This window comes from Streptomyces sp. NPDC023573 (assembly GCF_055559735.1).
Map to the genome: position 1 here is coordinate 53539 of NZ_JBVHKB010000011.1, position 26496 is coordinate 80034.

The following is a 26496-nucleotide window of genomic DNA, read 5'->3' on the forward strand; positions in this document are numbered from 1 at the left end:
CCGGGAGCGCCGCTCGCGCGGTGCCTGCCGCCCTGTCAGCGGCGGGGCACGTCGAGCGCGTTCAGGAGGCGGTCGACGTCCTCGTCGCACGAGTAGGGCGCGAGACCGGCCCGTACGCCGCCCTCCTCGCCCAGTCCGAGACGGTGGGACGCCTCCCACGCGTAGAAGGAGCCCGCCGGCGCGTCGACACCGCGTCCGGCCAGGTGCCGGGAGACCTCCTCGGGTTTCCTGCCCGCCACCGTGAACAGCGTCGTCGGGGTGCGCCGTGCCGCGCGCGAGTACACCGTGACGCCGTCCAGCGTCGCCAGGCCCTCCTCCATGCGGCCGTGCAGCCGGTCCTCGTGCGCGGCGAGCGCGGTGAACGCCCGGCGCAGATCCTCCCGCCGGCTGCCCGTTCCCGGGACGAGCGCGGAGAGGAAGTCCACGGCCGCCGTCGCGCCCGCCAGCAGTTCGTAGGGCAGCGTGCCCAGTTCGAAACGCTCGGGGACGGCGTCGCTGGAGGGCAGCAGCTTGTCCGGCCGCAGGCTGTGGAGCAGTTCCCGCCGCCCGGTGAGCACGCCGAGGTGCGGTCCGAGGAATTTGTACGGCGAGCAGACCAGGGTGTCCGCGCCGAGCGCGGCCAGGTCGACCGTGGCGTGCGAGGCGTAGTGCACCGCGTCGACGTGGAAGAGCGCTCCGGCTCCGTGCACCAGCGCCGCGAGGGCCGGGATGTCGGGGCAGGTGCCGATGAGGTTGGATGCGGCCGTGACGGCGACGAGCCGGGTACGGCCGGACAGCACGGCCTCGATGTGCTCGGCGCCGAGCTCGCCCGTCGCGGGGTCGAAGTCGGCCCACCGGACCGTCGCTCCCACGGCCTCGGCGGCCTGCACCCAGGGACGTATGTTCGAGTCGTGGTCCAGCCGGGAGACCACCACCTCGTCCCCCGGGCCCCAGTCCTTGGCCAGGGTGCGCGCCAGGTCGTAGACGAGCTGCGTGGCGCTGCGCCCGAACACCACCGACCCGGCCTCCGAGCCGAGCAGGTCGGCCAGCGCCCGCCGCGCGCCGGTCACGATCGCCTCCGCGTTGCGTCCGCCCTCCGTGAGCGGGCCGCGGTTGGCCAGCGGACGGGTGAGGGCCTCGGTGATCGCGTCGATGACCTGCCGGGGCGTCTGGGTGCCGCCCGGGGCGTCGAAGCGGGCGCTGCCCGCCTCCAGCGCGGGGAAGCAGGCACGGATCGCCTGCACGTCGAGGGTGTCGCTGCTCAAGGGGTACTCCGTAGGGGAAGGGCGGCGGCCGGAACGGTGCGCGTCAGCCGACACGCTCCTTCGCCCGGGGCGGCAGGTAGCAGACGCGGCTCGGACGGACACCGAGCCGGACCTGGGACTCGGGGCTCATGATGGCAGCACCGGTCGGGTCGACGACAGGGACGCCGGCGAGCGCCTCGTCGTGCTCGGACCCGACGGACTCGGTACCGCGCGTGACGCGGCGTACGTCGACCTCGGTGCCGGGCGGGGCCCAGGAGTGCCGCCGATCCCACCACAGGGCTCAGGTGCGGCGTCCCTCCCGGGGGGACCACCACACGGAACGGGGGCCGTCGCGTCCGACGGCCCCCGTTCACTCACCGCTTTCCGGCGTACGTCATCCGGCGGTACGTCATCCGGCGTACGTCTCGAATTCGGCGACCTTCGGCGTACCGGTCGAGCCGGTGATCTGGAAGGTGATCTTCTTCAGCGAGGTCCGCGGGACCGTGATGACACCCGCACCGCTGCCGGAGGTCAGGACGGCGCCGGTGTCCCCGTTGACGACCCTCCAGGTTCCGATGCTGCCGGTGGAGCCCGACGCCTCGCGGATGTTGATCTTGGCGACCGAGGTGGCGGTCCCCCACTTGACCGATACGGAACCGGTCGAGCCGGCCGGTGACCAGAAGGTGCTCATGTCACCGTCCCGCACGTTGCCGTAACTCGTCCCGTCGGCCTTGCTGGAACCGTCCGCGCCCGCGCCGATGCTGAGGTTGGTCCCGGTGGGCGGCTCCGTCGGGTTCGGCGTCGGGTCGGTCGGGTCCGGCGTCGGGTCGGTCGGGTCCGGCGTCGGGTCGGTCGGGTCCGGCGTGGGGTCGGTCGGGTCCGGCGTCTGCGGCGAGCAGTTGCCGTCCGACACCTTCAGGCCCTTGTTCGCCCCGGCGGTCTCGGCCACGATCCCCGGCACGCAGCTCGCACCGTCGAGCTTGTAGGAGTAGGGGATGCTGACGGTGGTGTTCGACGTCGGGTTCGGCCCGGCGGGCTGGTTGTCGCCGCTACGGGCCGACCAGGTCACGTTGTCGAAGGTGTTCCCGCTGACCTGCCAGTATCCGGCCGCATCGGTGTAGAACGTGCCCAGGACGTCCTTGGAGTCCTTGAAGTAGTTGTTGTCCACCTTGGCCTTGGCGCCTGCCCGGGAGTTGATACCGGACTCGTTGAGCTTCACGTAGTAGTTGTTGTAGATGTGCGAGATGCCGCCACGCAGCAGGGGGGTGCGTGAGTCGAGGTTCTCGTACAGGTTGTGGTGGAAGGTGACGTAGCCGTTCGAGACGTCGGACTCACTGGACCCGATGAGGCCGCCGCGGCCGGAGTTGCGCAGGGTGCTGTAGGACAGCGTGACGTACTGGGTGTTGTCCTTCATGTCGAAGAGGCCGTCGTAGCCCTCCGACTCCCCGCCCGACGCCTCCAGGGTCGTGTGATCGACCCAGACGTTGCGGACATCGCTCTCCATGCTGATGGCGTCACCGCCGTTGGAGGTCGGCGAGCCGGACTTCTTGACGTTCTTGACGGTCACGTTCTGGATGATGATGTTGCTGGACTCCCGGATGTGGATGCCCAGCTGATCGAAGACCGCGCCGCTTCCGACACCGACGATCGTGACGTTGCTGATCTGCTTCAGCTCGATCACGCCGGCGGCGGTGTTGCAGCTGTCGCCCGACACCTTCGCGGTGTTGCCGTGGTTGATGGTGCCCTGCACCTCGATGGTGATCGGGGTGCTGCTGCTCGCCCGGCCGCACAGGGCCGCGTGGATCGCGGTACCCGTGGTGGCCCGCACCGTCTCACCGCCGGCTCCTCCGGTGGTCCCGCCGTTCTGGCTCGCGTAGCCGGTGGCGCTGCCGGCCACCGCCGCCGAGGCCTCGGGCATCGACATCACCACACCGGTCGCGGCCGCCACGGCCATCGTGGCCAGCGCGGCGTTGAGTCGCAGTGCGACAGGTCGTCTCATGTTCGTGTCCCCATTCGTCTTCACGTGCTGGGTTTCGCCGCGGTCGCAACGGCGGACCGGCGGGACCCCCGGTGGTCACCGGGCAGCCTCGTCGGCGGTGGTGCGTGAGCCCTTCGCCGGACCGGTGGCGGCTCGTGCGCGTCCGTCGCGACGGCCGTCGCCGCGGACGCTTCCACCGGACGGAACCAGGAGGGGAAAGCGCTTTCTGCCCGCGACAATAGGGCGCCCACCGTCAACTGACAAGGTTCATGACACGTACGGAATCCGGCTCGGCCTCGGCGCACGACTGCGAGGAGCCTGGGGACCGGCGGTGTTCGCGGCGGTCAGATGGCGCCGGCGGCCCGCAGGGCGTCGATGTCTGCGGGCGTGTGGCCCAGCTCGGCCAGAATCGGCTCGGTGTGCTCGCCCACTGCGGGCACCGCGCCCATGCGCGGGGAGGTGCCGGCCAGGTCGACGGGCGGCAGCAGGGCCGCCATCGTCTCCCCACCGGGTACGGGCACCTCCCGCCAGCGGTTACGGCCGGTCAGCACGGGGTGTTCCAGGAACTGCTTCACGTCGTTGACGGGGGCGTTGGCGATGCCGATGGCGTCGAGCAGTGCCATCACCTCGCCGCTGTCCGACGCGGCGATCCGCCCGGCGAGGAGCGCCTCGACCTCCTCACGGTGGCTCACCCGCGCGGGCCCGCCGGCGAAGCGCGGGTCGTCGGTGAGGCCGGGGTCGCCGAGGAACCTCTCGCAGAGGGCCGCCCATTCACGTTCGTTCTGCACGGAGAGCAGTACGTCCTTGCCGTCGGCCGCGGTGTAGGTGCCGTACGGGGCGATGGTGGCGTGCCGGGTACCGGCCCGGGGCGGCTGCGCCCCGCTGTACGCCGTGTAGTAGGCGGGCTGGCTCATCCATTCGGCCAGCGCCTCGAAGAGGGAGACCTCGACGGCACGTACGGAACCACGGGTCGCCCGCGTGAACAGCGCGGTGAGGATGCCGCTGTAGGCATACATGCCGGCGGCGATGTCGGCGACGGACACCCCGACGCGCGCGGCCTCCTCGGCGCTGCCGGTCAGCGAGACCAGACCGGTCTGACACTGCACCAGCAGGTCGTAGGCCTTACGGTCCGCCCACGGTCCGCTCGATCCGTAACCGGTCACCGAACACGGGATCAGCGACGGGAAGCGCTTCGCCAGCGCGTCGGCACCCAGGCCCATGCGGGCGGCGGCGCCGGGCGCCAGGTTCTGCACGAACACGTCCGCCTGTGCCAGGAGTTCCTCCAGGACCTCCCGTCCCTGTTCGGACTTGAGGTCCAGGGTCACCGATTCCTTGCAGCGGTTCAGCCACACGAAGTAGCTGGACTGACCGTGCACCGTGGTGTCGTAACGGCGCGCGAAGTCGCCCTCACCCGGGCGCTCCACCTTGATCACCCGAGCTCCGAGGTCGGCGAGCTGGCGGGTGGCGAAGGGTGCGGCCACCGCCTGCTCGACGCTCACGACCGTGATGCCGGACAGCGGCAGGTCGTCGGCGGGCGCTGCGTTCTCGGCCATGCGTTGTCCTCCGGAGATGTCGGTGACCCGAGCGGGAGTACCATCATCTGCGTTCATGTGCGTGCGACCCACCCGGAGACGTGACGGGCGACGCCGGCGCGGGCTCCCGGAGAGCACGAGCGGTCTGCTCGCCGAGCCGCTGACCCCGGCCGACCCGGCTGGGAACCTTTCTGGTGACGACGGCCCCCTTCCTCAGCGCCGCTCCTGGTGCGGGAGCATCTGTGGGCGGTGGCTCCCGTGGCCGACGACTGGACGGTTCCCGGCGGCAGATGAGCCTGGGCACCCACACCTCCGGAAGGAACTCCTGTGACCGACGCCGACGAACACCCCGACGCCTTCGCACGGACCGACGACGGGGTGTCGGTGGCCTACCAACGCCGTGGCACGGGCCTGCCGCTGGTCCTCCTGGCAGGGCAGGCGAACAACCACCACTGGTGGGACGGCGTACGCGAGGACTTCCACGGCACCCACTCCACGCTCACGATGGACTACCGCGGCACCGGCGCGAGCGACGCGCCCCGGGAGGGCTACTCCACGCGCCGCTTCGCGGAGGACGTGGTGACCGTCCTCGACGCGCTGGGCATCGAGCGGGCCGATGTCTACGGCACCTCGATGGGCGGCCGGGTCGCCCAGTGGGTCGCCGCCCGCCACCCCGGCCGGGTCCGGCGCCTCGTCCTCGGCTGCACCTCGCCCGGCGGGCCGGCCGCCGTCGAACGCGATGCCACGGTACGCCGGGCCCTGGCCCTGCCCGACCCGGACGCCGTACGGCAGACCCTGACCGAGCTGATGTACAGTCCCGGCTGGATCGCCCGGCACCCCGGTCCGTACGGGACCCTCGGCGACCCCCACATGCAGCCGCACGCCCGGCGCGGGCACCTGACCGCGAGCAACCGGCACGACGCGTGGGACGCGCTCCCCTCCGTCGCGGCCCCCGCACTGATCCTCCACGGCGACCAGGACCGGCTCACCCCGCCGGAGAACGCCTCGCTCCTCGCGGCCCGTATCCCGGACGCCACCGCCCGTCTCCTCCCCGGCGCCCGGCACGCCTACTTCGAGGAGTGCCGGGAGACGGCCGGGGCCCTGGTCCGCGAGTTCCTCGGCTGACCGGGGGCGTGGAACACCGCGAGAGCGGCGAGGCGTCCCACCGGAAAGGGCACGACGAAGAGCGCCGGGCGCGATATGAGGGTGCCCGGACGCGCCTTCGCCGCGCCACTTCCGCATCCGGAAGGGTGACCATGGGCAGGCGTCCGGCACCGAGACTGTGGCACGGGGGTCGGCGCGCCTCTCCGGTCGGTGTTACCGGACGGCGTTGCCACGCCGTCGGCGGTGGAGGCGTGCTGCGCCTCCACCGCCTTGCTGCCGGCGCGGTTGCTCAGCCGGACGTCGCCCGCGTCGGGGTCTGCCCGGCGGGACCGCCGGCCGGCCCCGTCAGGTCAGGGTCCAGCGCTGGTTGCCGCCGCTCGAGCAGGAGTAGAGCTGGATCTTCGTGCCGTTGGCGGTGCCGCCCGAGACGGAGTCGAGGCAGAGGCCGGACTGGACGCCGACGATGGATCCGTCGGAGTTGAGGCGCCACTTCTGGTTGTCGCCGCCCCAGCAGCTGTAGATCTGGACCTTCGTACCGTTGCCGGTGCCGCCCGCGTCCAGGCACTTGTTGCCGTAGACCCTCAGCTCGCCCGCATCGGTGAACGCCCACTGCTGGTTGGTGCCGCTGTGGCAGTCCCACAGCTGGAGCTGGGTGCCGTCGGTGGTACTGGTGCCGGGCACGTCAAGGCAGCGGCCCGAACCGACGCTCTTGATCTGTCCGGAATCCGCGGGAGGCTCCGTGGAGTCGCCCTCATTGAGTGCGTTGAGGACGGCGGTGTAGGCCGACTTCTTGCTGCCGTCGTTGTTGAACAGCAGCGGCGTGTGCTCCGCTCGCCAGGAATCGCTGTCGCGGACACCCCAGACGGTGATGCCGAGGCAGCGCTCGACGGCCAGACAGTCGTTGACCACGTTGGCGTAGGTCGTGGGCGAGGCGCCCTGGATGTCCAGTTCGGTGACGGCCACGTCGACGCCGAGGGCGGCGAAGTTCTGCAGGGTGGTGCGGAAGTTGCTGTTGTAGGGGCTGCCGCTGTTGAAGTGCGACTGGAAGCCGACGCAGTCGATCGGCACGCCACGCTGCTTGAAGTCCCGGACCATGGAGTACATGGCCTGGGTCTTGGCCCAGGTCCAGTCCTCGACGTTGTAGTCGTTGTAGCAGAGCTTGGCGGACGGGTCGGCGGCGCGCGCGGTGCGGAAGGCGAGCTCGATCCAGTCGTTGCCGCTGCGCTGCAGGTTCGAGTCGCGCCTGGCTCCTGAACTGCCGTCGGCGAACGCCTCGTTCACGACGTCCCACTGCGCGATCTTGCCCTTGTAGTGGGCCATCACGCCGTTGATGTGGCCGATCATCGCCTGGCGCAGATCGTTGCCGCCGAGGCTCTGCATCCAGCCGGGCTGCTGGGAGTGCCAGGCCAGGGTGTGACCGCGCACCTCCTTGCCGTTCTGCACCGCCCAGTTGTAGACACGGTCGGCAGAGGTGAAGTTGAACTGGCCCCGCTGCGGTTCGGTGGCGTCGATCTTCATCTCGTTCTCGGCCGTCACCGAGTTGAACTCACGGCCCGCGATCGTCGTGTACGCGCCGTCACCGAGCTTGCCCGAGGCGATGGCGGTGCCGAAATAGCGACCACTCTGCGCGGCCGCGGCGCCGAGCGTGCTCTCGGCCGCGTGCACGTCCGGCGGTGCGGCCAGAGTGCCGGCCGCACCGAGAGCGCCGACGACCAGCGCCATCAGCAGGCCGCGGGATCTCCGGCGGATACCGGGTCGGGGAAGGGCGAACGAGCCCATGACTGTGCCTCCAAGGTAGAAATCACGGAAGGACTGAAGCGCGGGGCGGTGCGTCGTCCGCTCCTTCTCGGACGGGCGGGGCGAGCCGGGACCTCACCGGAGCGGAGAAGCGGCGGTGTGGGTGCTTCGGTGTGCGGATCTGTCGTGCGGCTGTGCGTGGATCGCTGTGCGGCGCGGATTGCCCGGAGCCGAATGGTGTGCGGGATGTCGGACAACGGCCGGTGTCTCAGACAGGGATGCTGAGGTGTTGACGGTGGATCGTCAATACTCTTCACAGAAAAAGTTTCTGTTTGTATGTCGAAACTTTCAGAGCTCCCGGCGAGCCGGGCCTCAGACCTCCGACGCCGCCGCCGACGGATGTCTGAGTACCGAGAACAGGGCGTTCCTGGCAGACGCAGCAGCTTGCCACACCCGCAGGAGCGAATCTGTTTGCGAGCAGATCGGCGCCAGGTCTTGACCCGAGGGCTCTGCATTCCTAGCTTGAGCCGTCAAAGAATCCGGAAGTTCTTCGAAAGATTTCGGAATCTTCCGCCCCCTGGCACGGCCGACACGCGGCTCGCCGGGGGTCGCCTCACCCCGCCCCCCACCAAGGAGGCCCTCCGATGTGGTTCCGTCACCCTTCCCCGGTCCGGGCACGGCGATTACTCGCCGTCCTCGCACCCTTGCTGCTCCTGGCCACCTTCCTCGGCGCCCAGCCCGCCGGCGCGGCGACCGTGGACTCCGATGCCTCGTACGTGCTGGTCAACCGCAGCAGCGGCAAGGCCCTGGACGTCTACAACATGGCGACCGGTGACGGCGCCCGCATCACCCAGTGGACCAGGAACGACCAAGCGCAGCAGCAGTGGCAGTTCGTCGATTCCGGAGGCGGCTACTACCGCATCAGGTCCCGGCATTCGGGCAAGGTGCTGGACGTCCACAACTGGTCGACCGCGAACGGCGGTTCGATCGTCCAGTGGGCCGATCTGAACGGCACGAACCAGCAGTGGCGACTGGCCGACAGCTCGGACGGCTACGTGAGGCTCATCTCGCGCCACAGCGACAAGGCCCTCGAAGTGCAGGGCGCCTCCGCTGCCGACAACGCGAATATCGTCCAGTACGACGACTGGGGTGGCGCCAACCAGCAATGGCAGCTGGTCAAGGTCGGCGGTGACAGCTCCGGCCCGTGCGATCTTCCCTCGACGTACCGCTGGACATCGACGGGTGCGCTGGCGCAGCCCAAGGCGGGGTGGGTCTCGCTCAAGGACTTCACCGTCGTCCCCTACGGCGGCAGGCAACTCGTCTATGCGACGACGCACGACACGGGGACGAGTTGGGGTTCCATGAACTTCAGCCTGTTCAGCGACTGGCCGGAAATGGCATCGGCCGGCCAGAACGCGATGTCGAATTCCACGGTCGCGCCCACGCTCTTCCACTTCGCGCCCAAGGACATCTGGGTGCTCGCCTACCAGTGGGGCGGGACGGCCTTCTCCTACCGGACGTCGAGCGACCCCACCGATCCGAACGGCTGGTCAGCCCCGCAGGTACTCTTCTCCGGGAGCATCCCCGACTCCGGAACGGGACCCATCGACCAGACGCTCATCGGCGACGGGACGAACATGTACCTGTTCTTCGCCGGTGACAACGGCAAGATCTACCGGGCCGGCATGCCGATCGGGAACTTCCCGGGCAGCTTCGGCGCGACCTCGACAGTGGTCATGAGCGACACGACGAACAACCTGTTCGAAGCCCCGCAGGTCTACAAGCTGCAGGGCCAGAACCGCTACCTCATGATCGTGGAGGCGATCGGCTCCCAGGGCCGCTACTTCCGCTCGTTCACGGCCACCAGTCTGAACGGCTCATGGACACCCCAGGCCGCGACCGAGAGCAATCCCTTCGCCGGCAAGGCCAACAGCGGGGCCACCTGGACCAACGACATCAGCCATGGCGAACTGCTCCGCACCAGCCCCGATCAGACCATGACCGTCGACCCCTGCAATCTGCGGTTGCTCTACCAGGGGCGCAACCCCGGCTCCGGGGGCGACTACGGCCTCCTGCCCTACCGTCCGGGTCTGCTGACACTGCAGCGCTGACGGCGTGTAACGGGCCCGGTTCCGCTACGGAGCCGGCACGGCGGGCTCGGCATTCGGCCGAGCCCGCCACCACGTGACATCCGGCGTCCCGGGCGCCGGGACCAGCACCGGCCAGAGCCTCAGATCCGTCGAGTGGCGGGCCCGAGCCCGGTGCCGGGTCAGTCACTCGGGTACCTGGGGCGGCGCCGTGCGGAAAAGGTGTGGCCCGCCGCGCGGGTCCGGGTTACGCTCCCGCCGATGACTACACGATGTGTTCGCAGATTGGGGGTCCCGTCCGCGCAAGGTGAGTGCTGATGCTCACCAGGACCGCGTTCGAGGATTCCCGCCTCTCCTTCTGGCTGCGCGTGCGCGAGATCGCCGTGCCGCCCCCCATGATCAGGACCGCGACGGCCCGGCGTGCCGCCGGCGACTGGGCGGGGGCGTGTGCCGCCGCCGGATTCGACGTCGACCTCGACCTGCGTACCGTCGGACGCCTCCACGGCAGCGAACTGGCTGCCCGACTCCGGGCGGACCTGCGTCGGCTCGCACCCGATCTGCTGCGCTGGCACATGCCCAGGACCGCACCTGACGGTTTCCTGCGGCCCGGCACTTCCCTCACGCTCGTCCGGTACGACGATCCGGGGCGCGCACGTCCGGTCCACCTCGTCGTGCGTACGGCGCCCGCGTGGGCGGACGCCGGACAGCGGATCAGCCTGGCGCTGTGGGACGGCCCCGCGTCGCCCGGACCACGCGGCTACCGGCCGCCCGACCGGCGGTTCCGTCTGGATCTGCACCGCCATCTGTGGGACGCGAACCGCAGCGGTGAACTGCGCGATCGTTCCGTGGCCGGTGGGCCGGCGCCACGTTGGGCCGGGTCCCTGCCGGGTGCGGAGCGGTTCGCGTCCGGCCGGTGGGCAGCCGAGGCGGCCCTGTTGACGGCGGCGGAGAGCAGTCCGGAAGGGGGCCGGGTCGCGGTCCGGCTCGGCGCCCGAAGACGTCTTCTCCTGGACGTCCGCGCCTCAGCGAGGGCTTCGGCCTCGTCCTCGTCCTCGGCTTCGGCTTCGGCTTCGGCTTCGGCTTCGGGGGGAGACGGAGCGACGCCCGAGGTGCGCTCGGCCGAGTTCGCGCGGGCGGGTGCCTGCGCCGGACTTCCGGTCCTGCCCGACGCCGCCACCTGGGTCCTGCCCGACCTCGTACTGCTCCGCGGCGGCTGGATCGGCGCCGAGCGGCTGCATCCGCTGGTGGCGGCGGCCCTGGAGCCCGGCCCACCAGGGTCCTCCGTCCCCGGACCCTCCGCGGACGAGAACGGGGACGGGGGCGGCCGGACCGCACCGTGGTCGGTGGACTGCCGGGGCGCCCGGCACCGGATCGGCCTGGTCGACGGGGTGCTGGTTCCGCTGGACCACGACTCCGCCGAGATCCGGCGGGAGGAACTGCTCGCCGCACTCACCGGGACGCCCCTCCCCTGCCTCCGGGTCATCGACGTGGCGCATCGCCGGCCGGACTGCCTCACCGAGGTCCGTGACCGGCTCGCCCATGGGGACGCGGCAGGAGCCCTGGCCCATGTCGAAAGCGTGCTCGGCGCCGGGGCACGTCTGCGGGACGGGGACCTGCGCGACGCCCTTCACGATGCCGCCCGGCAGCGGGTGACCCATGGCTTGTTCAGGGCCGGTCTCACCGGCCCCGGTCGGGAACCGCCCGGGCAGCAGCCTTCCCGGACCACGACCCACCGCTCCCGGCCGCGCCAGGCGGCCTCTCTCTGACCCCCCGACGGCGGTTCCGCAGGACCGCCGTCGTCCCTGCCGTGTCCTCGCGCGCCCGCACCACCGGGGCGCCGACCGCCTTCGACGACCCCACAGGTGATGCCTCATGACCACGAACGCCCCGCTCCCCGGATACCCGCTCGCCGAGACCCCGCTTTCCGAGACCCCGCTTTCCGAAACCTCGCGAACGCCGGATCGGTCCCACACTCTCGCTCCCTCCGCCCCGGCCTCCCGCCTCGACCTGTCCGGCGAACTCCTGGCTCTGCTGCGTGACACGACCACCGCGCCCCGGCCGGACCCGCAGCTGGAGGCACTCACCCTGGCCGTCTCCGCGGATCTGCCGGTGCTGCTGTGGGGCGAGCCCGGCATCGGCAAGACGGCGGCGCTCACCCAGCTCGCCACCACCCTGGACCTGCCGCTGACCACGGTGATCGCCAGCGTCCACGAGCCCTCGGACTTCTCCGGTCTCCCCGTCATCGGGGACGACCCGGCTGAGAACGGGGTTCCGATGGCGCCCCCGGACTGGGCGGTGAGCCTTGTGCGGGCGGGCCGCGGCCTGCTGTTCCTCGACGAACTGTCCACCGCACCGCCCGCCGTGCAGGCGGCACTCCTGCGACTCGTACTCGAACGCCGGGTCGGCGCCCTGCGCCTGCCGCCGGGCGTACGGATCGTCGCCGCCGCCAATCCCCGGTCCTCCGCCGCCGACGGCTGGGAGCTGAGCCCGCCGCTCGCCAACCGGTTCGTCCATCTGCAGTGGGTCCACGACACCGACGTGGTGGTGCGGGGACTCGGCGGGGTCTGGCCCCGGGCCACGCTGCCGGTGCTCGACGCCGGCAGGCTGGCCGGGTCCGTGGCGTTCGCCCGGCGCGCGGTGTGCGGGCTGCTGGGGGCCCGGCCTGCCCTGGTGCACCGGCTGCCCTCGGGCGAGGCGCGGCGCGGCGGGGCGTGGCCGTCGCCGCGCAGCTGGGACATGGCGCTGTGCCTGACGGCCTTCGCGACCGCCGCCGGTGCCTCACGCGATGTGCTGTCGATGCTGGTCAGGGGGACGGTGGGAGACGGGCCCGGGCTGGAGTTCCTGGCCTTCCTGGACAGGATGGACCTGCCTGATCCGGAGGACCTTCTGGCCGATCCGGGAGGTGCGGAGCTGCCGGAGCGCGGGGACCTGCGACAGGCGACCCTGGACGCGGTTGTCGCCGCGGTCCGCACGCGCCCCGAGCGGGCCCGGTGGGACGCCGCCTGGGCTCTGCTGGCGAGGGCGGCGGAGACCGGCGCTCCGGACCTGCTGGTCGTTCCCGCGACGACGCTCGCGACCCTGCGCCGCGACGACTGGGAGGTGCCGGTGTCGATCGAGGGACTCGCCGGCGCGGTGTCCGTATCGCAGCGGGCCGACCGGGCGAAGGTCCGTGCCCTCGATGCCGTGCGGGCGGGCCGGTGACCGCGCCCGCCCCCGGCGGGGCCGTCCCGCGCTCCGTCCGCGTTCCCGGCAGTGGGCTGGACACCGGGAAGCTGTTCGCGGCCCGCCTCCAGGCAGCACGGGTGAGGCCGTACCTGGCGACGGCACTCTTCGCCCTGCACCCTGTGGAGTCCCGTGTCGTTCCGACGATGGCGGTCGATCCGTACTGGCGGTGCTACGTGTCCCCCGCCTTCGTCGACCGCACACCGGTGGAGGAGCTGGCCGGTGTCTGGGTGCACGAGGTGTCGCACCTGCTGCGCGACCACCACGGGCGCAGCGACCGCTATGCGCACCGTCACCGGCTGAGCGGCCCGGCGGAGCGACTGCGCATGAACATCGCGGCCGACTGCGAGATCAACGACGACATCTTCGGCGAAGGGCTGGTGGCGCCCGAAGGAGCGGTCCGCCCGGGGTCACTCGGGCTGAAGGACGGCGAACTGATGGAGGACTACCTCCGCCAGTTCCGGCTCGGGCCGCACACCGCCCACCTGGCGTGGCTGGAGTGCGGCAGCGGCGCCGACGGCCTGCCGCGCCCGTGGGATCAGGGGCCGGACGGGGCCCATGGACTCAGCACGCAGGAACAGGACGCGGTCCGCTTCCGGGTGGCGCAGGGCATCGTCGGCCGTCCGGGGAACGCGCCCGCCGGGTGGCGGCGGTGGGCGGAGGAGGCGTTCCATCCGCCGCAGCCCTGGCGGGAGTTGCTCGGGGCGGCTGTACGGTCGGCGGCCTCCGCACCGGGCACGGGCGAGGACTATGTGTACGGCAGACCGGCGCGCCGTTCGGCGGCCGTCCCGGGCGCGATCCTGCCGAGCCTGCGGCGCAGACCGACGCGGGTCGTGGTGGTGATCGACACCTCGGGCTCGGTCAGTGACGCGGAGCTGGGCAGCGCGCTGCTGGAGGTGGCGGCGATCTCCCGGGCCGTGGGCGGCCGCCGCGACCTCGTCGGCGTACTGCCGTGCGACGCCGCGGCCGGCCGGGTCCGCCCCTTGTGCGGCGGCACGGAGGGCGTCGAGCTGCTCGGCGGCGGCGGAACCGACCTGCGGGCGGGGTTCGCCCGCGCCCTGGAGTCCCGACCGCGCCCGGACGTCGTGGTGATGCTGACGGACGGCCAGACACCCTGGCCGTCCCGGCGCCCGCCGTGCCGGACGGTCGTGGGGCTGTTCGGCCGCGACAGCCGCCGCTCGTCCTACGACGAGTCCGATCCCGGATACACCCCGGGCGGGCCACCCGAGTGGGCGCGGGTGGTAACCATCGGCTGAGGACGAAAGGCCGCAGGACCGGGGGTGGCCGACGCATCGGGCAACCGATCCCCCCAGATGGGCGCTACGGGGGCGGCCGTCTGCGGGAACCAGGCGGAAGGGCGGCGCGGCCCGTGGTGACACCGCCCGCGACCGCCGGCGGGGACAGCAGGACGCGGAACGCGGAGCCGGCCGGATTGCGGACGGGATGTCCGCGGCGATCGGGATGGGGACCAGGACTCACTCCTGCTCACTGACCAGGAACGGTGCGGAAGTAATGGCCCTTGTCGAGATCGTCGATGAGCCCCGGCTGCGCCGGCAGCCATCCCGTCAGCTCGCGCGTCACGGCGCTGGAGGCCGGCTGGTCGGCCGAGAGCACCATGGTGAGCCAGCCGAAGTGCTCGTCGGCCGCCTCCGGCGGGACAGAGGCCACCGGCACGTCCAGGTGCCGGCCGATGACCTCGGCGATGTCGCGGAGAGACACAGCCTCGTCGGCGACGGCGTGCAGCGTCGATGCCGCCGGGGCCTTCTCCAGCGCGACGCGGAACATGCGCGCGGAGTCCAGGCGGTGGACAGCGGGCCAGCGGTTGCTCCCATCGCCGTAGTAGCCCGCCACACCCTTTTCGCGGGCCGTGCGGACCAGGGTCGCGACGAAGCCCTGGTCACCTTCTCCGTGATTGGTCCGCGGCAGGCGCACGACGGACGAGCGTACGCCGCGAGAAGCGAGTGAGAGCACCCACTCGGCGGTGGCCATCCGGGCCGCCGGTCCCGCGAGCACCGGATCGTCGGCGGCGCCCGGAGGAATTTCGTGCCCGTCGAGCTCGGTCGCCACCCGCCCGGGCACCGCGGGCGTGCCGGAGGTGAGGACGAACGGCTTGTCCGAGCCGGTCAGCGCCTCCCCCATCGCCTCGACTGCGCGCCGGTCCCTCTCGGCCGCTCCCTTGAAGTCCCCTCCCAGGAAGGCGACCTCGTGATCGAACGCGAGGTGGATCACGCCGTCCGCAGCCGCGGACGCGCTGCTCAGGACATCCAGATCGTCGAGGCTGCCGCGAACCACCGTGACTCCGGCCGCGGTCAGAGCGTCGGCGGACGCGTCCGAGCGGGCGAGTCCGACGACCTGATGCCCTGCTCCGATCAGGTCGGGGACGACGGCGGAGCCGATCCAGCCGGACGCCCCGGTAACGAAAACACGCATGTGAAACGACCTCCTTGTACCGCCGAGCGGTACGAAAACCCCGAGTAATGCCAGTGACTGACATCAGAGTAACAGTTGATGACAGTGCCTGTCATCACGCGCATGAGCCCACCCACCTCGATGCATCGCCCGTTCACTTACAGTCGTAACGCTACAGCCGTAAATGGTGAGTGGCAAGGGGCTGCCGCAATAAGCTTCACTGTGTAAGGTGACAGGATGGAACGCACCGGAACAACCGCCTCGTCGACACCGGGACCGGCACGCGCGCGCAACCGTCGCGGGGAGGGCGGTCGCCTGCGCGACGACATCATCACCGCCGCGGTGGAGCTGCTCGACGAGGCCGGCGACGAGCGCGCCATCACGCTGCGGTCGGTCGCACGCAAAGTGGGGATCGCCGCCCCGTCGATCTACCCGCACTTCCCCGACCAGCCAGCCATCATGCTCGCCGTCGTGCAGAAAGAGTTCACCGGACTGGAGAACAAGCTGCGCTCCATACTGGGCGAGACCGACGACGACCCACGGCAGCGCCTGTACGCCGTGTGCAACACCTATCTCGAATTCGCCCGGCTCCACCCCGAGCGCTACCGCACGATGTTCGGCGGGCTCTGGGTTCCGGACCTGGGCGACAGCTCGCCGACCGCGCAGGACCTGGCCTCACTCGGCATGGAGACCATGCAGATCCTGGTCGACACCCTCGGCGACTGCGTCGCCGGCGGATACTCCACCAGCTCGGACCCCTCCGCCGACGCGGTGGCGCTCTGGCTCGGCCTGCACGGACTCGCGCACCAGCGCGCCATGACCCGCGCCTTCCCCTGGCCCGAAGACATCGAGGACCGCATCATCACCACACTCGCGCACCTGGACACCGCCGACGCGTGAGCCCTCCCACCGGGCGCAGCACGGCCCTCTCCACCGGCCCGCCCCGGCCTCCGTCCCGCCCGGCCCGGCTACCGCGGGACCGAGGACCGCACACCCCGACAAGGAAGCGCATAACCGCCACAGTCGGTTCAGCCCGGTATGCACCTTTATGCGAGTCGCCTTAGCCTGCTCGTATTGCCGGGTGATATTCGACAGCCGGTCCGGCCGGCGGAGGGCGAGCTTCCATGGCTGAGCGCCGTACAGGGTCCGGTCTGCTGGGCGAGTTGTCGGCCGAGTTCGCGGGCACGATGATCCTCATTCTCTTCGGGTGCGGCGTGGTGGCCCAGGTGGCGGCAGGCGGAGCACTGACCGATCCACCCGGCGGCCTCGGGGACCACGACAGCATCGCCTGGGCCTGGGGCCTGGGCGTCACCCTGGGCGTCTACGTGGCGGCACGGCTGAGCGGCGCCCATCTCAATCCCGCGGTGACCCTCTCACTCGCCGCCTTCAAGGACTTCCCCTGGAGCAAGGTCGCTCCGTACGCGCTCGCCCAGACGGCCGGAGCGTTCGTGGCCGCCCTCCTCGTGCGCTGGAACTACAGCGAGGCGCTGGCGAAGGCCGACCCCGGGCACACCGTCAAGACACAGACCGTCTTCTCCACACTCCCGGCGAACGGCAACCCCGCTCTGCCGGTGCACGAATGGGGCGCCTTCCGCGACCAGGTCATCGGCACCGCCATCCTGCTGCTGCTGATCATGGCCATCACCGACATGCTGAACACACCGCCGGGGGCGAATCTGGCCCCGTTCGTCATCGGCCTGGTCGTGGTCGCCATCGGCATGGCGTTCGGGACCAACGCGGGCTACGCGATCAACCCGGCCCGTGACTTCGGCCCCCGGCTGGCGAGCTTCATCACCGGGTACGGCGGAGCGTGGCGGGACCAGTACGGAAATCTCTACTTCTGGGTCCCCATCCTGGGTCCTCTGGTCGGCGGACTGCTCGGCGCGGGTCTGTACAAGGGGTTGATCAGCAGGTTCCTGCCTTCCGCGGAACCCGAACCGACGGGGCGGGTCCCGGCGAGCGAGGACCGCTGACAGCGGTTCGAGAGGTGGTACATCATGGCGGATTTCATCGGCGCGGTGGATCAGGGAACCACAAGCACCCGATTCATGATCTTCGACCACGGCGGCAACGAGGTCGCCAAGCACCAGCTGGAGCACGCCCAGATCCTCCCCCGCTCCGGCTGGGTGGAGCACGACCCGGTGGAGATCTGGGAGCGCACCAACTCGGTGATGCAGAACGCCCTGCGCTACGGCGGCCTGGCCGCACAGGACCTGGCGGCGATCGGGATCACCAACCAGCGTGAGACCACGGTGGTCTGGGACCCGCGCAACGGCCGGCCCTACTACAACGCGATCGTCTGGCAGGACACCCGGACCGACGCCATCGCGGCGAACCTCGAACGCACGGGCCGGGGCGAGGTCATCCGCCGCAAGGCCGGACTGCCGCCGGCCACCTACTTCTCCGCCGGCAAGATCCAGTGGATCCTGGAGAACGTCGACGGCGTGAGGGAAGCGGCGGAGGCGGGCCACGCCCTCTTCGGCAACACGGACGCCTGGGTTCTGTGGAACCTGACAGGCGGTCCCGACGGTGGCATCCACGCCACCGACGTGACCAACGCGAGCCGCACCATGCTGATGAACCTGGAAACCCTCGACTGGGACGAAGAACTGTTGGGCTTCTTCGGCATCCCCCGGGCGATGCTGCCCACGATCAACCCGTCGTCGCACCCCGAAGCCTTCGGCTCGACTCGCACCTCCCGGCCGCTGCGCGCCGCCGTCCCCATCGGCGGAGTCCTCGGCGACCAGCAGGCGGCGACGGTCGGACAGGTCTGCTTCTCACCCGGCGAGGCCAAGAACACGTACGGTACGGGCAACTTCCTGGTGCTGAACACCGGCACCGAGCTGGTCCGCTCCCAGCACGGTCTCCTCACCACCGTGGCCTACCAGTTCGGTGCGGACCCCGTGGTCTACGCGCTGGAAGGATCCATCGCTGTGACCGGCTCGGCGGTGCAGTGGCTGCGCGACCAGATGAAGATCATCAAGACCGCGGCCGAGAGCGAGGATCTCGCCCGTACGGTCGACGACAACGGCGGGGTGTACTTCGTCCCCGCCTTCTCGGGCCTGTTCGCCCCCTACTGGCGCTCCGACGCCCGAGGAGCGATCGTCGGTCTGGCCAGGTACAACGACAACGCGCACCTGGCACGAGCCACCCTGGAAGCCATCTGCTACCAGAGCCGCGATGTGGTCGAGGCCATGGAACAGGACTCAGGCGTCCACCTCGACGTGCTCAGGGTCGACGGCGGTGTCACCGCCAACCACCTCTGCATGCAGATCCAGGCTGACGTCCTCGGCGTCCCCGTCAGCCGTCCCGCCGTCGCGGAGACGACCGCGCTCGGCGCCGCCTACGCGGCAGGGCTGGCAACGGGATTCTGGCGGGACACCGACGAACTGCGCACCCACTGGCACGAGTCCGAACGGTGGGAGCCCCAGTGGTCCGACGAACAGCGCGCGGACGGCTACGCGGGCTGGAAGATGGCCGTGGAACGCACTCTCGACTGGGTGAAGGTCCCCTGAGCATCGGGCCGCCGGCGGGACGGACCGCCGGCGGGACGGGGCCCGGTCGGCCCCTGGTCACAACTCCGGGCCCTCGATGAGCTGCTCCGTCCAGATGGTCTTGCCGGAGGCGGTGTACCGGCTGCCCCAGCGGTGCGTGAGCTGGGCGACGAGGAACAGCCCCCGGCCGCCCTCGTCGGTGAGGCGAGCCCTGCGCAGGTGGGGTTGCGTCTGGCTGGAGTCGGACACCTCGCAGATCAGCCGTCGGTCCTTGATGAGGCGGAGCAGCACCGGCCCGCCGGCGTAGCGCATGGCGTTGGTGACCAGTTCACTGACGATCAGTTCCGTCGTGAACACCAGCTCGTCGAGTCCCCACCGGGTCAACTGGCCGGCCGTCTCTGCCCGGGCGTCCGCGACCCGCTCCATGTCCGCGGGATACTCCCACGCGGCCACCGCCCCTCCGGCCGGCACCCGTACGCGTGCCACCAGCAGTGCCGCGTCGTCGTCCGGCGGCTCGCCGAGGAGGGGAGCGATGAGGGCCTGCCCCAGATCCTGCACCGGGACCGCGTGCCGTCCCCCGGGCGCCGACGCGGTCCCGAGCCGATCGGCGACGGCATCCCGCGCGCCGTCCAGAGCGAGCGAGCCGGCCAGGAACGCGAGTACGTCTCCGGGCGCGATGTCCAGTTCGACGGGATCGAACGGGGCGCCGCCGAGCCCGAGGGCGGCCCCGGCGGGAAGCTTCACCGGCCCGGCGGCGCCCCCCTCCGCGAGCAGCAACGGGGCCGGGTGCCCGGCGCTCGCCATCGAGCAGCGGCCACCGACGGGGTCGTACACCGCGTAGAGACAGGTGGCGCCCCGAACCGAGCCGTCCCTTGCCTCCGGCAGCTGCTGATCGGCGAGCCGTACGACCAGGTCGTCGAGGTGGGTCAGCAGCTCGTCGGGGGCCGGGTCGAGGTCGGCGAGGGTGCGTACGGCGGTCTGGAGGCGCCCCATGGCAGCGGCGGCGTTCAGGCCGTGACCGACGACGGTGCCGACCACGAACGCCACCTGGGTGGAGGACAGGGTGATGACGTCGAACCAGCTCCCGCCGGTACCGGCGGCCGTGCGGCCCGGCACGTAGAAACCCGCGGTGTCCGCCGCGGTCACCGTCAGCACCGGCTGTGGGAGGAGGCTGCGCTGCAGCGCCTCGGCCATGCGGCGCTCCCGGGTGTAGCGACGGGCGTTGTCGATCGCCAGGCCCGCCCGGGAGCCGATGTCCTCGGCGAGCAGGGCGGCTTCGTCGTCGAACGGCGCCCGTCCCCCGGTACGCCAGAGTCCGACCGCACCGAGCACCCGGCCCCTGGCGTGCAGGGGCACGACCATGAACGACGTGGCACCCGGAGCCAGCAACAGCCGCCTGCGACTCTCGTCGTCCCCGATCCGTGCCCCGAGCTCGGAGACGTCCCGGGCGAAACGCACGGAGCCCGCACGCAGCGTCTCGCTCTCCGGCTCCTGGACCCGGACGACCGAGTCGAGGGGGTACAGCGCAGTGGGCCAGTGTCCGTCCCGAGCGGCCGCCGCCACGCGCAGCAGCGACGCGCCGGCCAGCAGATCGCCCGGCTCCTTTCCCACCAGGACCGTCTCCGTCACGTCCACCGCGGCGAGATCCGCGAACTCGGGGACGAGCAGGTCGGTCAGCGCCTCCGCGTTGCGCCGCACGTCCAGGGACTGGCCGAGGCCGGAGGCCGCCGCGGCCACCAGAGCCGAGCGCCGGCGTGAGCGCTCCTGCTCCGTCACGTCGGTGAACGTGACCGCGACACCGTGCAGCGCCCCGTCCCTGCTCCGCAGCGGCAGCCCCGAGACGGACACGCTCCGCTCACGGTACGGACTCTCGGCGAACCGGGCGCTGCTCACGAAGTCGGTGAGGGCTTCGCCGGTTTCAGCGACCCGTCGAAGGCGCCCTTCGATACGGGCACCGTCCTCGGGTACGAGCAGACTGCTCAGGCTCTGCCCCAGAGGGCCCCCCTCCGCCTGCGAGAGCCCCAGGACGGTATTCGCCCTGGTCATACGGAGGTCGGCGTCGTGAATGGCCATGCCCATCCCGCTCTGGGTGAACATGGCCCGCACCAGTGCTTCGTCCTCGTCACGACGATCGGCGAAGGCCAGCGGCATGATCCGCACGAGGAAAGCCGGCCGTGGCGAGGCCTTCAACGTCAACAGGTCCAGACGCACGGCCAGCGGCTCCCCGGACCCGCGCCGGAGTCCGGCTCGGACTGAGGTGCAGGACGTCTCCGTCGCGCGCTCGCGCAGCTCTCCGCAGACACCCGGCTCGACGAAGAGACCGTCCGCGCTCGCGCCACGCAACTCCTCGGCACGCGCCCCGATCAGTTCGGCGGCATCGGCGGTACACCCCTGGATCTTCCCGTCCTGGTCGACCACGAGCACAGCGGTGTCATCCGGACGCCCGGGGCCCGGGCCTGGAGTCTGCTCGCCTGCGCTCACTCGTCGATCACTCCCGGGCTGCGGTCACACCGGCTGCGTCCTCTGCGTATCGGCATCTCTCCCGGGACCGTGCGCGTCGGCTCTCCCCGGTCATTGTTCCGCAACCCCCGCGTGTCCGCCTTTCGGCCGGGCCCACCCGTGATGACGCGCACCGCCCCCGTCGGCCACGCGCGCCGGAGGGCGGCTTCGGGTCCACCGTCCGCCACTTCGGCGGCCGGTCGTCAGCTCCAGGAGGTGCGGCCCGACTCGGAAGAGCCGCACCTCCTTGCCGGACCACCGGCTCTGCTACGGAGTACCGTGGCCCGCGATCCACTCCGCCAGGGCGACCAATGTGGACTCCGCGCTCTCCGCCATGTGGTCCCGCAGGGCCAGGAGATCCCCTGGAGTGTCACCCAGTACCGGGTCGGTACGCAGCAGTCGCCAGGTCTGCTCGACGACGCTGCCGGTGCCCTGCTCGTGGAAGCGCCAGTCCCAGCGCACGATGCCGTGCTCGGCTCCGCCGACGACGAAGGCGAACGCGGAACCCGGATCGGCTCGCACCACCTCGGAACGGGTGACCCATTCGCGCCCGTCCCGGCGGTTGCTGCCACTGAAGCGTGCGCCGACCCAGGGACCGTCTCCTGGCTCGTAGCGCACAGCGCCGGCGCTCGGGCTCCACGTCCCGATCATTGAGACGTCGCTGATCAGGCGGTAGACGGAGTCCGGCGGCAAGGCGACCCAGCACCGTCTGGCGAAGGTGAAGGGCGTCAGATCGGGGCCGGCCGGCGGATTCGCCGGGCCGGGGGTGACGCTGTCGGACGTGGTGGCGCTCATGGCTGCTCCGTACGTTGTCAGGTGGTCCGGGGAGGGCCGGGTAGGGCCGCGATCCCCCTGGCCCGTCGGCGGACGAGCGTGTTGCGGGCTCATCCTGGGGGGCGGTGCGGGGGGCAGCCAGACCCTGCTGATCCGCACCCCAGCAGGGTGAGGCGCGGCTCGGAGGTGCCGCGCATACTCGTTCCCATGGACAAGCAAGGGCAGCTCGCCGACTTCCTCCACGCACGCCGGAGCCTTCTGCGTCCCGACGATGTCGGGTTGCGGACCTACGGCGAGCGGCGCCGGGTACCGGGGCTGCGCAGGGAGGAGCTGGCGATGCTCGCGGGCATCAGCGCGCCGTACTACGCCCGGCTCGAGCAGGGCCAGTCGCGCAACGCCTCCCGCGAGGTACTCGACGCCATCGCGTCCGCCCTGCGTCTGGATGAGTCCGAGCGGGCCCATCTGCACGAGCTCGCCCACGCACCGAAGCGGGGGAAGGCCGCACGCCGTCCCCGCCCTGAGCACATCACTCCGGCTACCAGCGCGTTGCTGGCAGCTCTGGGAGGAACCCCGGCCATCGTCATGGGCAGCCGCAGCGACGTGCTGGCCTGGAACGCGCAGGGTCACGCGTTGTTCGCCGGCCACCTCGATCCGGACAGCCCTGCTGAACCGGGTCGTCGGCCGAACATGGCCAGATTGGTGTTCCTCGACGCACACACCCGCGACCTCTATGCCGATTGGCCCGCCAAGGCCAAGGCCGTGGTCGGTAACCTGCGCCTGACCGTCGGCCGGTACCCGCAGGACCCTCTGCTGGCCGGGCTCGTCGGCGAACTGGTCATGCGCAGCCCGGAGTTCGCCACCATGTGGGCGGATCACCGGGTTCTGGGCTGTGATGTCGCCGATTACGAGATGCGCCACCCCACGGTCGGGACCCTGACCGTCACTCAGCAGACGCTCCAGAGCCCCCAGGGGAGCGGGCCGGCCCTTGTGGTCGCCACAGCCGTCCCCGGCTCCCCTTCCGAGACGGCTCTGAAGCTGCTCGCCCACGGCACCGCGTCACGGGAAGCGTTCCGCCCGCGCACGGACGCCGACGCGAGCACCGACACCGTCTGAACCGACCTCCGCGAACACCGGCACCCCGACACCGCCGCATCGCGGCTGTCGCCTGCCCGAAAACAGTGAAGGAACCCATGTCCCAGCGAATCAGCCGACGAAACAGCAAGATCATCGCGGCGACCGCCCTGATGGCCGCCACCGCTTCCGCAGTGGCCCTGCCCGCCCATGCGGCACCGGCGACGGCTCATGCCACACCGCCCTCCCACAGCGCCGCGGCGTCTGCGGTGCGCCTGAGCGACGTACGGATCACCTCCCACTTCGACCTGGACGCCCGCCAGATGCCGGAGAACATCGCTCTGCTGCCCGACGGCACGGCGGACGTCACGTTCGCCGCCGGCCGCCAGGTCGCGCGGATCACCCCTCGGGGCACCCTCCGCATCCTGGCGACCCTGCCCGAGCCCGCTGACGGCGGAGTCGACACGCCCGCCCTGGGGTTCCCCCTGACCACCGGCATCGTCCACGCCCCGGACGGCACCACGTATGTGCTGTACGCGACCGGCACCGCCGATCTGACGGGCCTGTGGCGGCTGGCCCCGGGCAAGGCTCCCGAGCGCGTCGCCGCCCTGCCCGCGAACGGCCTGCCCAACGGTCTGGCCCTGGACCGGCACGGCAAGCGGCTCTACATCACCGACTCGGTGCTCGGCGTCGTCTGGACCGTCCCGCTCTCCGGTGGCCGGCCGGCCGCCTGGTCGACCGCGCCCGAACTCGCGTCGGCCGGCTTCCTGGGAGCCAACGGCGCGAAGGTGCACGACGGGGCGCTGTGGGTGTCCAACCTCGACAAGGGCACACTCCTGCGCATCCCGATACGCCACGGAGACCGGGCGGGGGTGCCGCAGGTGGAGGCAACGGGCCTGGCAGGTATCGACGATTTCGCCTTCACCGGCCGGGGCAGTGAGGTCCTCGCCACCCTCAACGGCCCCAATGAGGTCGTGCGCGTTCAGCCCGGCGGCGGCGCCGGCACCACGGTCCTGGACGCCGGTGACGGACTCCAGAACCCCACCTCCGTCGCCCTGCGCGGCAAGGAGGTGTACGTCCTCAGCGCCGCCTACACCACGAAGAAGGACCCCAACCTCCTGCGCGCCCGCCTGCACGGCCACCCTCACCGCTAGCACCTCGCGTTCGGGTCGTGCCCACCGCCGGGCGCTCGCCCTCGCCGACCGCCTCGGCCGGGACCTGCACATCACCGCCCTCGGTGCCGACGACCCCGCCGAGCGATAGCTCGACGGCGCCTGCCTGCACCGCGCCACGCGGGTCCTCGTCGACAGCCGGGACCTCGCCCTGCGCTATGCACTCCCGCAGCGTCCCGTGAGCGCGCGTCGCGACGTGCGTGGACATCGGCCCGGTCGTTCACAGACCGACCCCCTGGTCGGGCCCCGCCGCCGTCAGCCGGCCGGCAGTACGTCGACTCCGCCCTCCGTGAGCTGCTCGATCACCGGGTCGTGCGGGGTCCTGTCCGTGATGAGTCCGCTGATCTCTTCCCAGGGCAGGACGCGGAACCGGGAAGCGGTGCCGATCTTCTCGGACGAGGCGAGGACGTAGGTGTCCGCGGCCCGTGCCGCGAGGGCGCGCTTCATCGCCGCTTCCTCGGCGTCGCCGGTGGTGAGCCCCGCCTCGGGGTGCACCCCGGTGACGCCGAGGAGGAAGAGGTCGGCGGAGACGTTCCGCGCGGCCTCGACCGCGGCCGCGCCGCAGGCGACCGCCGAATGCTTGAAGAGGCGGCCTCCCAGCATGAAGACCTCGGCCTGTGGATGGTCGAGCAGAGCGACGGCGACGGGTGGGCTGTGGGTGATCACGGTGCAGGCCAGCTCCCGCGGGAGCGCGCGGGCGACGGCCAGGGCGGTGGTGCCGCCGTCGAGGATCACCACACCGCCGGGCCGCACCAGACCGGCGGCCACCGAGGCGACCTTCCGTTTGCCGTCCGGGGCCACCGTCTGCCGGGCGCCGTAGTCCACCACGGCCGGCGAAACCGGCAGGGCCCCGCCGTAGACCCGCTGGCACAGCCCCTCACTCGCCAGGTCGCGCAGATCACGCCGTACGGAGTCCTCCGAGATCCGCAGCTCGGCGGCGACCTCCTTGGCGACGATCTTGCCCCGCCGGGCCAGCAGGTCCAGCAGGTGATCGCGCCGTTCAGCAGCCAGCATTCTTGTTCTCTCCCGTTGTTGCACGTTTCTGCATGTATCGTAGCGTCCATGACCGACAAGCCCATGCTCATCCTCGTCGCCGGCCCCTACCGCTCGGGCACCGGTGGAGACCCGCAGGCCATGGCCGCCAACCTCGAGCGTCTCGAAGCGGCTGCCTGGCCCGTGTTCGCCGCCGGGCACCTCCCCGTCATCGGGGAGTGGATCGCCCTGCCTGTCCTGCACTCGGCCGGCGCGGGCCCCACCGACCCGCTCGCCGACCAGGTGCTGTACCCGACCGCCGAGCGCCTGCTGGCCCGCTGCGACGCCGTGCTGCGGCTGCCCGGCGATTCCGACGGCGCCGACCAGGACGTCGCCCTCGCGCGCCGCCGCGGCCTGCCCGTCTACCACGACATCGCGGAGATCCCGGCCCTCGACCAGCAGGGGGCCGCGTGAAGCCACGCCCCGGTGTGGACACCCCGGACCATCGCGGCCGGACAGGTCTCGACCGAGCAGGGCGCGATCTCGACCGCAACCCCGACGTCCGGGTCCGTGACGTCGAGCTCACCTCCCAGGGCTGGCACGTTCTGCGCCGTACCACCTTCGACTACCGCCGCCGCGACGGCCGCCGGGAAACGCAGGTGCGCGAGACGTACGACCGCGGCAACGGCGCCGTCGTCCTGCCCTACGACACCGCACGCGGCCGCGTCCTGCTCACCCGCCAGTTCCGCTACCCGGCCTACGTCAACGACCACCCCGACGGCATGCTCGTCGAAGCCGCGGCCGGACTGCTCGACTCGGACGACCCGCACACCGCGATCCGCCGCGAGGCGGCCGAAGAACTCGGCGTCACCCTCGGCCCGCTCATCCACGTCCTCGACGCCTACATGAGTCCCGGCTCCGTCACCGAACGCCTCCACTTCTTCGCCGCCCCCTATACTCCCGCCGACCGCGCCGGGATCGGCGGCGGGGTGGAAGAGGAAGGCGAGGACATCGAAGTCCTCGAACTGCCCTTCGCCGAAGCCCTCGCCATGACGCGTGACGGACGCATCGCCGACGGCAAGACCGTCCTGCTCCTGCAATGGGCGGCCCTGGACGGCCCTTTCGCCCCGCACCATCCCTGATCGCCCGCCGCGCCGCGCAGCGCGGCCGGAACCGTCCATCAGGTGGATCGTCCACCGCTCGGCACCCAGCCTCCCGCGTC

Annotated in this window: 20 protein-coding genes; 12 read left to right on the top strand and 8 right to left on the bottom strand. The window is 71.3% G+C overall.

Going from position 1 to position 26496, the window contains the following annotated elements; genetic code table 11:
- Positions 1-35: 35 nt before the first annotated feature.
- From ACZ32T_RS29915 to ACZ32T_RS29925, 3 genes are all read right to left on the bottom strand, one after another.
- Positions 36-1244 (bottom strand): cysteine desulfurase-like protein, encoded by a 1209-nt coding sequence (locus ACZ32T_RS29915; RefSeq protein ID WP_467370081.1) that lies wholly within the window; start codon positions 1242-1244, stop codon positions 36-38.
- A gap of 388 nt (positions 1245-1632) precedes the next feature.
- Positions 1633-3222, bottom strand: a complete 1590-nt coding sequence (locus tag ACZ32T_RS29920) for a pectate lyase family protein (RefSeq protein WP_467370085.1) — start codon at positions 3220-3222, stop codon at positions 1633-1635.
- 323 nt (positions 3223-3545) lie between these two features.
- Positions 3546-4754, bottom strand: coding sequence for a CaiB/BaiF CoA transferase family protein (locus ACZ32T_RS29925; RefSeq protein ID WP_467370087.1), 1209 nt, complete (start codon positions 4752-4754; stop codon positions 3546-3548).
- Between the two features lie 306 nt (positions 4755-5060).
- On the opposite strand from ACZ32T_RS29925, the gene ACZ32T_RS29930 reads away from it, so the two are divergent.
- Positions 5061-5858 carry an alpha/beta fold hydrolase gene (locus ACZ32T_RS29930; protein WP_467267958.1) on the top strand — a complete coding sequence of 266 codons (798 nt, stop codon included), beginning with the start codon at positions 5061-5063 and terminating at the stop codon, positions 5856-5858.
- Positions 5859-6182: 324 nt separating this feature from the next.
- Here the strand turns inward: ACZ32T_RS29930 and ACZ32T_RS29935 are convergent, their stop codons facing one another.
- Complete coding sequence (locus ACZ32T_RS29935) at positions 6183-7616, bottom strand: endo-1,4-beta-xylanase (protein WP_467267959.1); 1434 nt, start codon at positions 7614-7616, stop codon at positions 6183-6185.
- 602 nt (positions 7617-8218) lie between these two features.
- On the opposite strand from ACZ32T_RS29935, the gene ACZ32T_RS29940 reads away from it, so the two are divergent.
- The 4 genes from ACZ32T_RS29940 to ACZ32T_RS29955 all read left to right on the top strand — a co-directional run bounded on the left by ACZ32T_RS29940 (position 8219) and on the right by ACZ32T_RS29955 (position 14139).
- Complete coding sequence (locus ACZ32T_RS29940) at positions 8219-9685, top strand: non-reducing end alpha-L-arabinofuranosidase family hydrolase (protein ID WP_467267961.1); 1467 nt, start codon at positions 8219-8221, stop codon at positions 9683-9685.
- 293 nt (positions 9686-9978) lie between these two features.
- Positions 9979-11427, top strand: coding sequence for a hypothetical protein (locus ACZ32T_RS29945; protein WP_467370089.1), 1449 nt, complete (start codon positions 9979-9981; stop codon positions 11425-11427).
- Positions 11428-11533: 106 nt separating this feature from the next.
- On the top strand, positions 11534-12862 hold the full coding sequence (locus tag ACZ32T_RS29950; protein ID WP_467370091.1) for an AAA family ATPase: 1329 nt from the start codon (positions 11534-11536) through the stop codon (positions 12860-12862).
- Complete coding sequence (locus ACZ32T_RS29955) at positions 12859-14139, top strand: vWA domain-containing protein (protein WP_467370093.1); 1281 nt, start codon at positions 12859-12861, stop codon at positions 14137-14139. Before ACZ32T_RS29950 ends, ACZ32T_RS29955 begins: the two co-directional genes overlap by 4 nt.
- A 229-nt stretch (positions 14140-14368) precedes the next feature.
- Here the strand turns inward: ACZ32T_RS29955 and ACZ32T_RS29960 are convergent, their stop codons facing one another.
- Positions 14369-15313: an SDR family oxidoreductase gene (locus ACZ32T_RS29960; protein WP_467370095.1), complete on the bottom strand. Its 945-nt coding sequence runs from the start codon at positions 15311-15313 to the stop codon at positions 14369-14371.
- A 216-nt stretch (positions 15314-15529) separates the two neighbouring features.
- Here ACZ32T_RS29960 and ACZ32T_RS29965 point away from each other — a divergent pair, with 216 nt between their 5' ends.
- From ACZ32T_RS29965 to glpK, 3 genes are all read left to right on the top strand, one after another.
- Entirely contained in the window at positions 15530-16192 is a 663-nt protein-coding gene (locus ACZ32T_RS29965; RefSeq protein ID WP_467370097.1) for a TetR/AcrR family transcriptional regulator, read from the top strand.
- 224 nt (positions 16193-16416) lie between these two features.
- The gene (locus ACZ32T_RS29970; RefSeq protein ID WP_467273440.1) at positions 16417-17265 is read left to right on the top strand and encodes an MIP/aquaporin family protein; all 849 of its coding nucleotides are present in this window, start codon (positions 16417-16419) and stop codon (positions 17263-17265) included.
- Positions 17266-17289: 24 nt separating this feature from the next.
- Positions 17290-18807, top strand: coding sequence for a glycerol kinase GlpK (gene glpK, locus ACZ32T_RS29975; protein WP_467273441.1), 1518 nt, complete (start codon positions 17290-17292; stop codon positions 18805-18807).
- A 57-nt stretch (positions 18808-18864) separates the two neighbouring features.
- On the opposite strand, the gene ACZ32T_RS29980 is transcribed toward glpK, so the two are convergent.
- Together ACZ32T_RS29980 and ACZ32T_RS29985 are read right to left on the bottom strand one after the other, a co-directional pair.
- Positions 18865-21204: a SpoIIE family protein phosphatase gene (locus ACZ32T_RS29980; protein ID WP_467273442.1), complete on the bottom strand. Its 2340-nt coding sequence runs from the start codon at positions 21202-21204 to the stop codon at positions 18865-18867.
- 348 nt (positions 21205-21552) lie between these two features.
- On the bottom strand, positions 21553-22080 hold the full coding sequence (locus ACZ32T_RS29985; RefSeq protein ID WP_467273443.1) for an SRPBCC family protein: 528 nt from the start codon (positions 22078-22080) through the stop codon (positions 21553-21555).
- 186 nt (positions 22081-22266) lie between these two features.
- Here ACZ32T_RS29985 and ACZ32T_RS29990 point away from each other — a divergent pair, with 186 nt between their 5' ends.
- Together ACZ32T_RS29990 and ACZ32T_RS29995 are read left to right on the top strand one after the other, a co-directional pair.
- Positions 22267-23172 (top strand): helix-turn-helix domain-containing protein, encoded by a 906-nt coding sequence (locus tag ACZ32T_RS29990; RefSeq protein ID WP_467273444.1) that lies wholly within the window; start codon positions 22267-22269, stop codon positions 23170-23172.
- Positions 23173-23249: 77 nt separating this feature from the next.
- Entirely contained in the window at positions 23250-24284 is a 1035-nt protein-coding gene (locus ACZ32T_RS29995; RefSeq protein WP_467370099.1) for an SMP-30/gluconolactonase/LRE family protein, read from the top strand.
- A 273-nt stretch (positions 24285-24557) separates the two neighbouring features.
- On the opposite strand, the gene ACZ32T_RS30000 is transcribed toward ACZ32T_RS29995, so the two are convergent.
- On the bottom strand, positions 24558-25316 hold the full coding sequence (locus ACZ32T_RS30000) for a DeoR/GlpR family DNA-binding transcription regulator (protein WP_467273446.1): 759 nt from the start codon (positions 25314-25316) through the stop codon (positions 24558-24560).
- Between the two features lie 48 nt (positions 25317-25364).
- On the opposite strand from ACZ32T_RS30000, the gene ACZ32T_RS30005 reads away from it, so the two are divergent.
- Both ACZ32T_RS30005 and ACZ32T_RS30010 read left to right on the top strand, forming a co-directional pair.
- Positions 25365-25748 (top strand): DUF4406 domain-containing protein, encoded by a 384-nt coding sequence (locus ACZ32T_RS30005; RefSeq protein ID WP_467273447.1) that lies wholly within the window; start codon positions 25365-25367, stop codon positions 25746-25748.
- A complete protein-coding gene (locus tag ACZ32T_RS30010) occupies positions 25745-26416 on the top strand; it encodes an NUDIX domain-containing protein (protein WP_467273448.1) in 672 nt (223 codons plus the stop codon). The genes ACZ32T_RS30005 and ACZ32T_RS30010 overlap by 4 nt, the downstream gene beginning before the upstream one ends.
- The last annotated feature ends 80 nt before the right edge of the window (positions 26417-26496 follow it).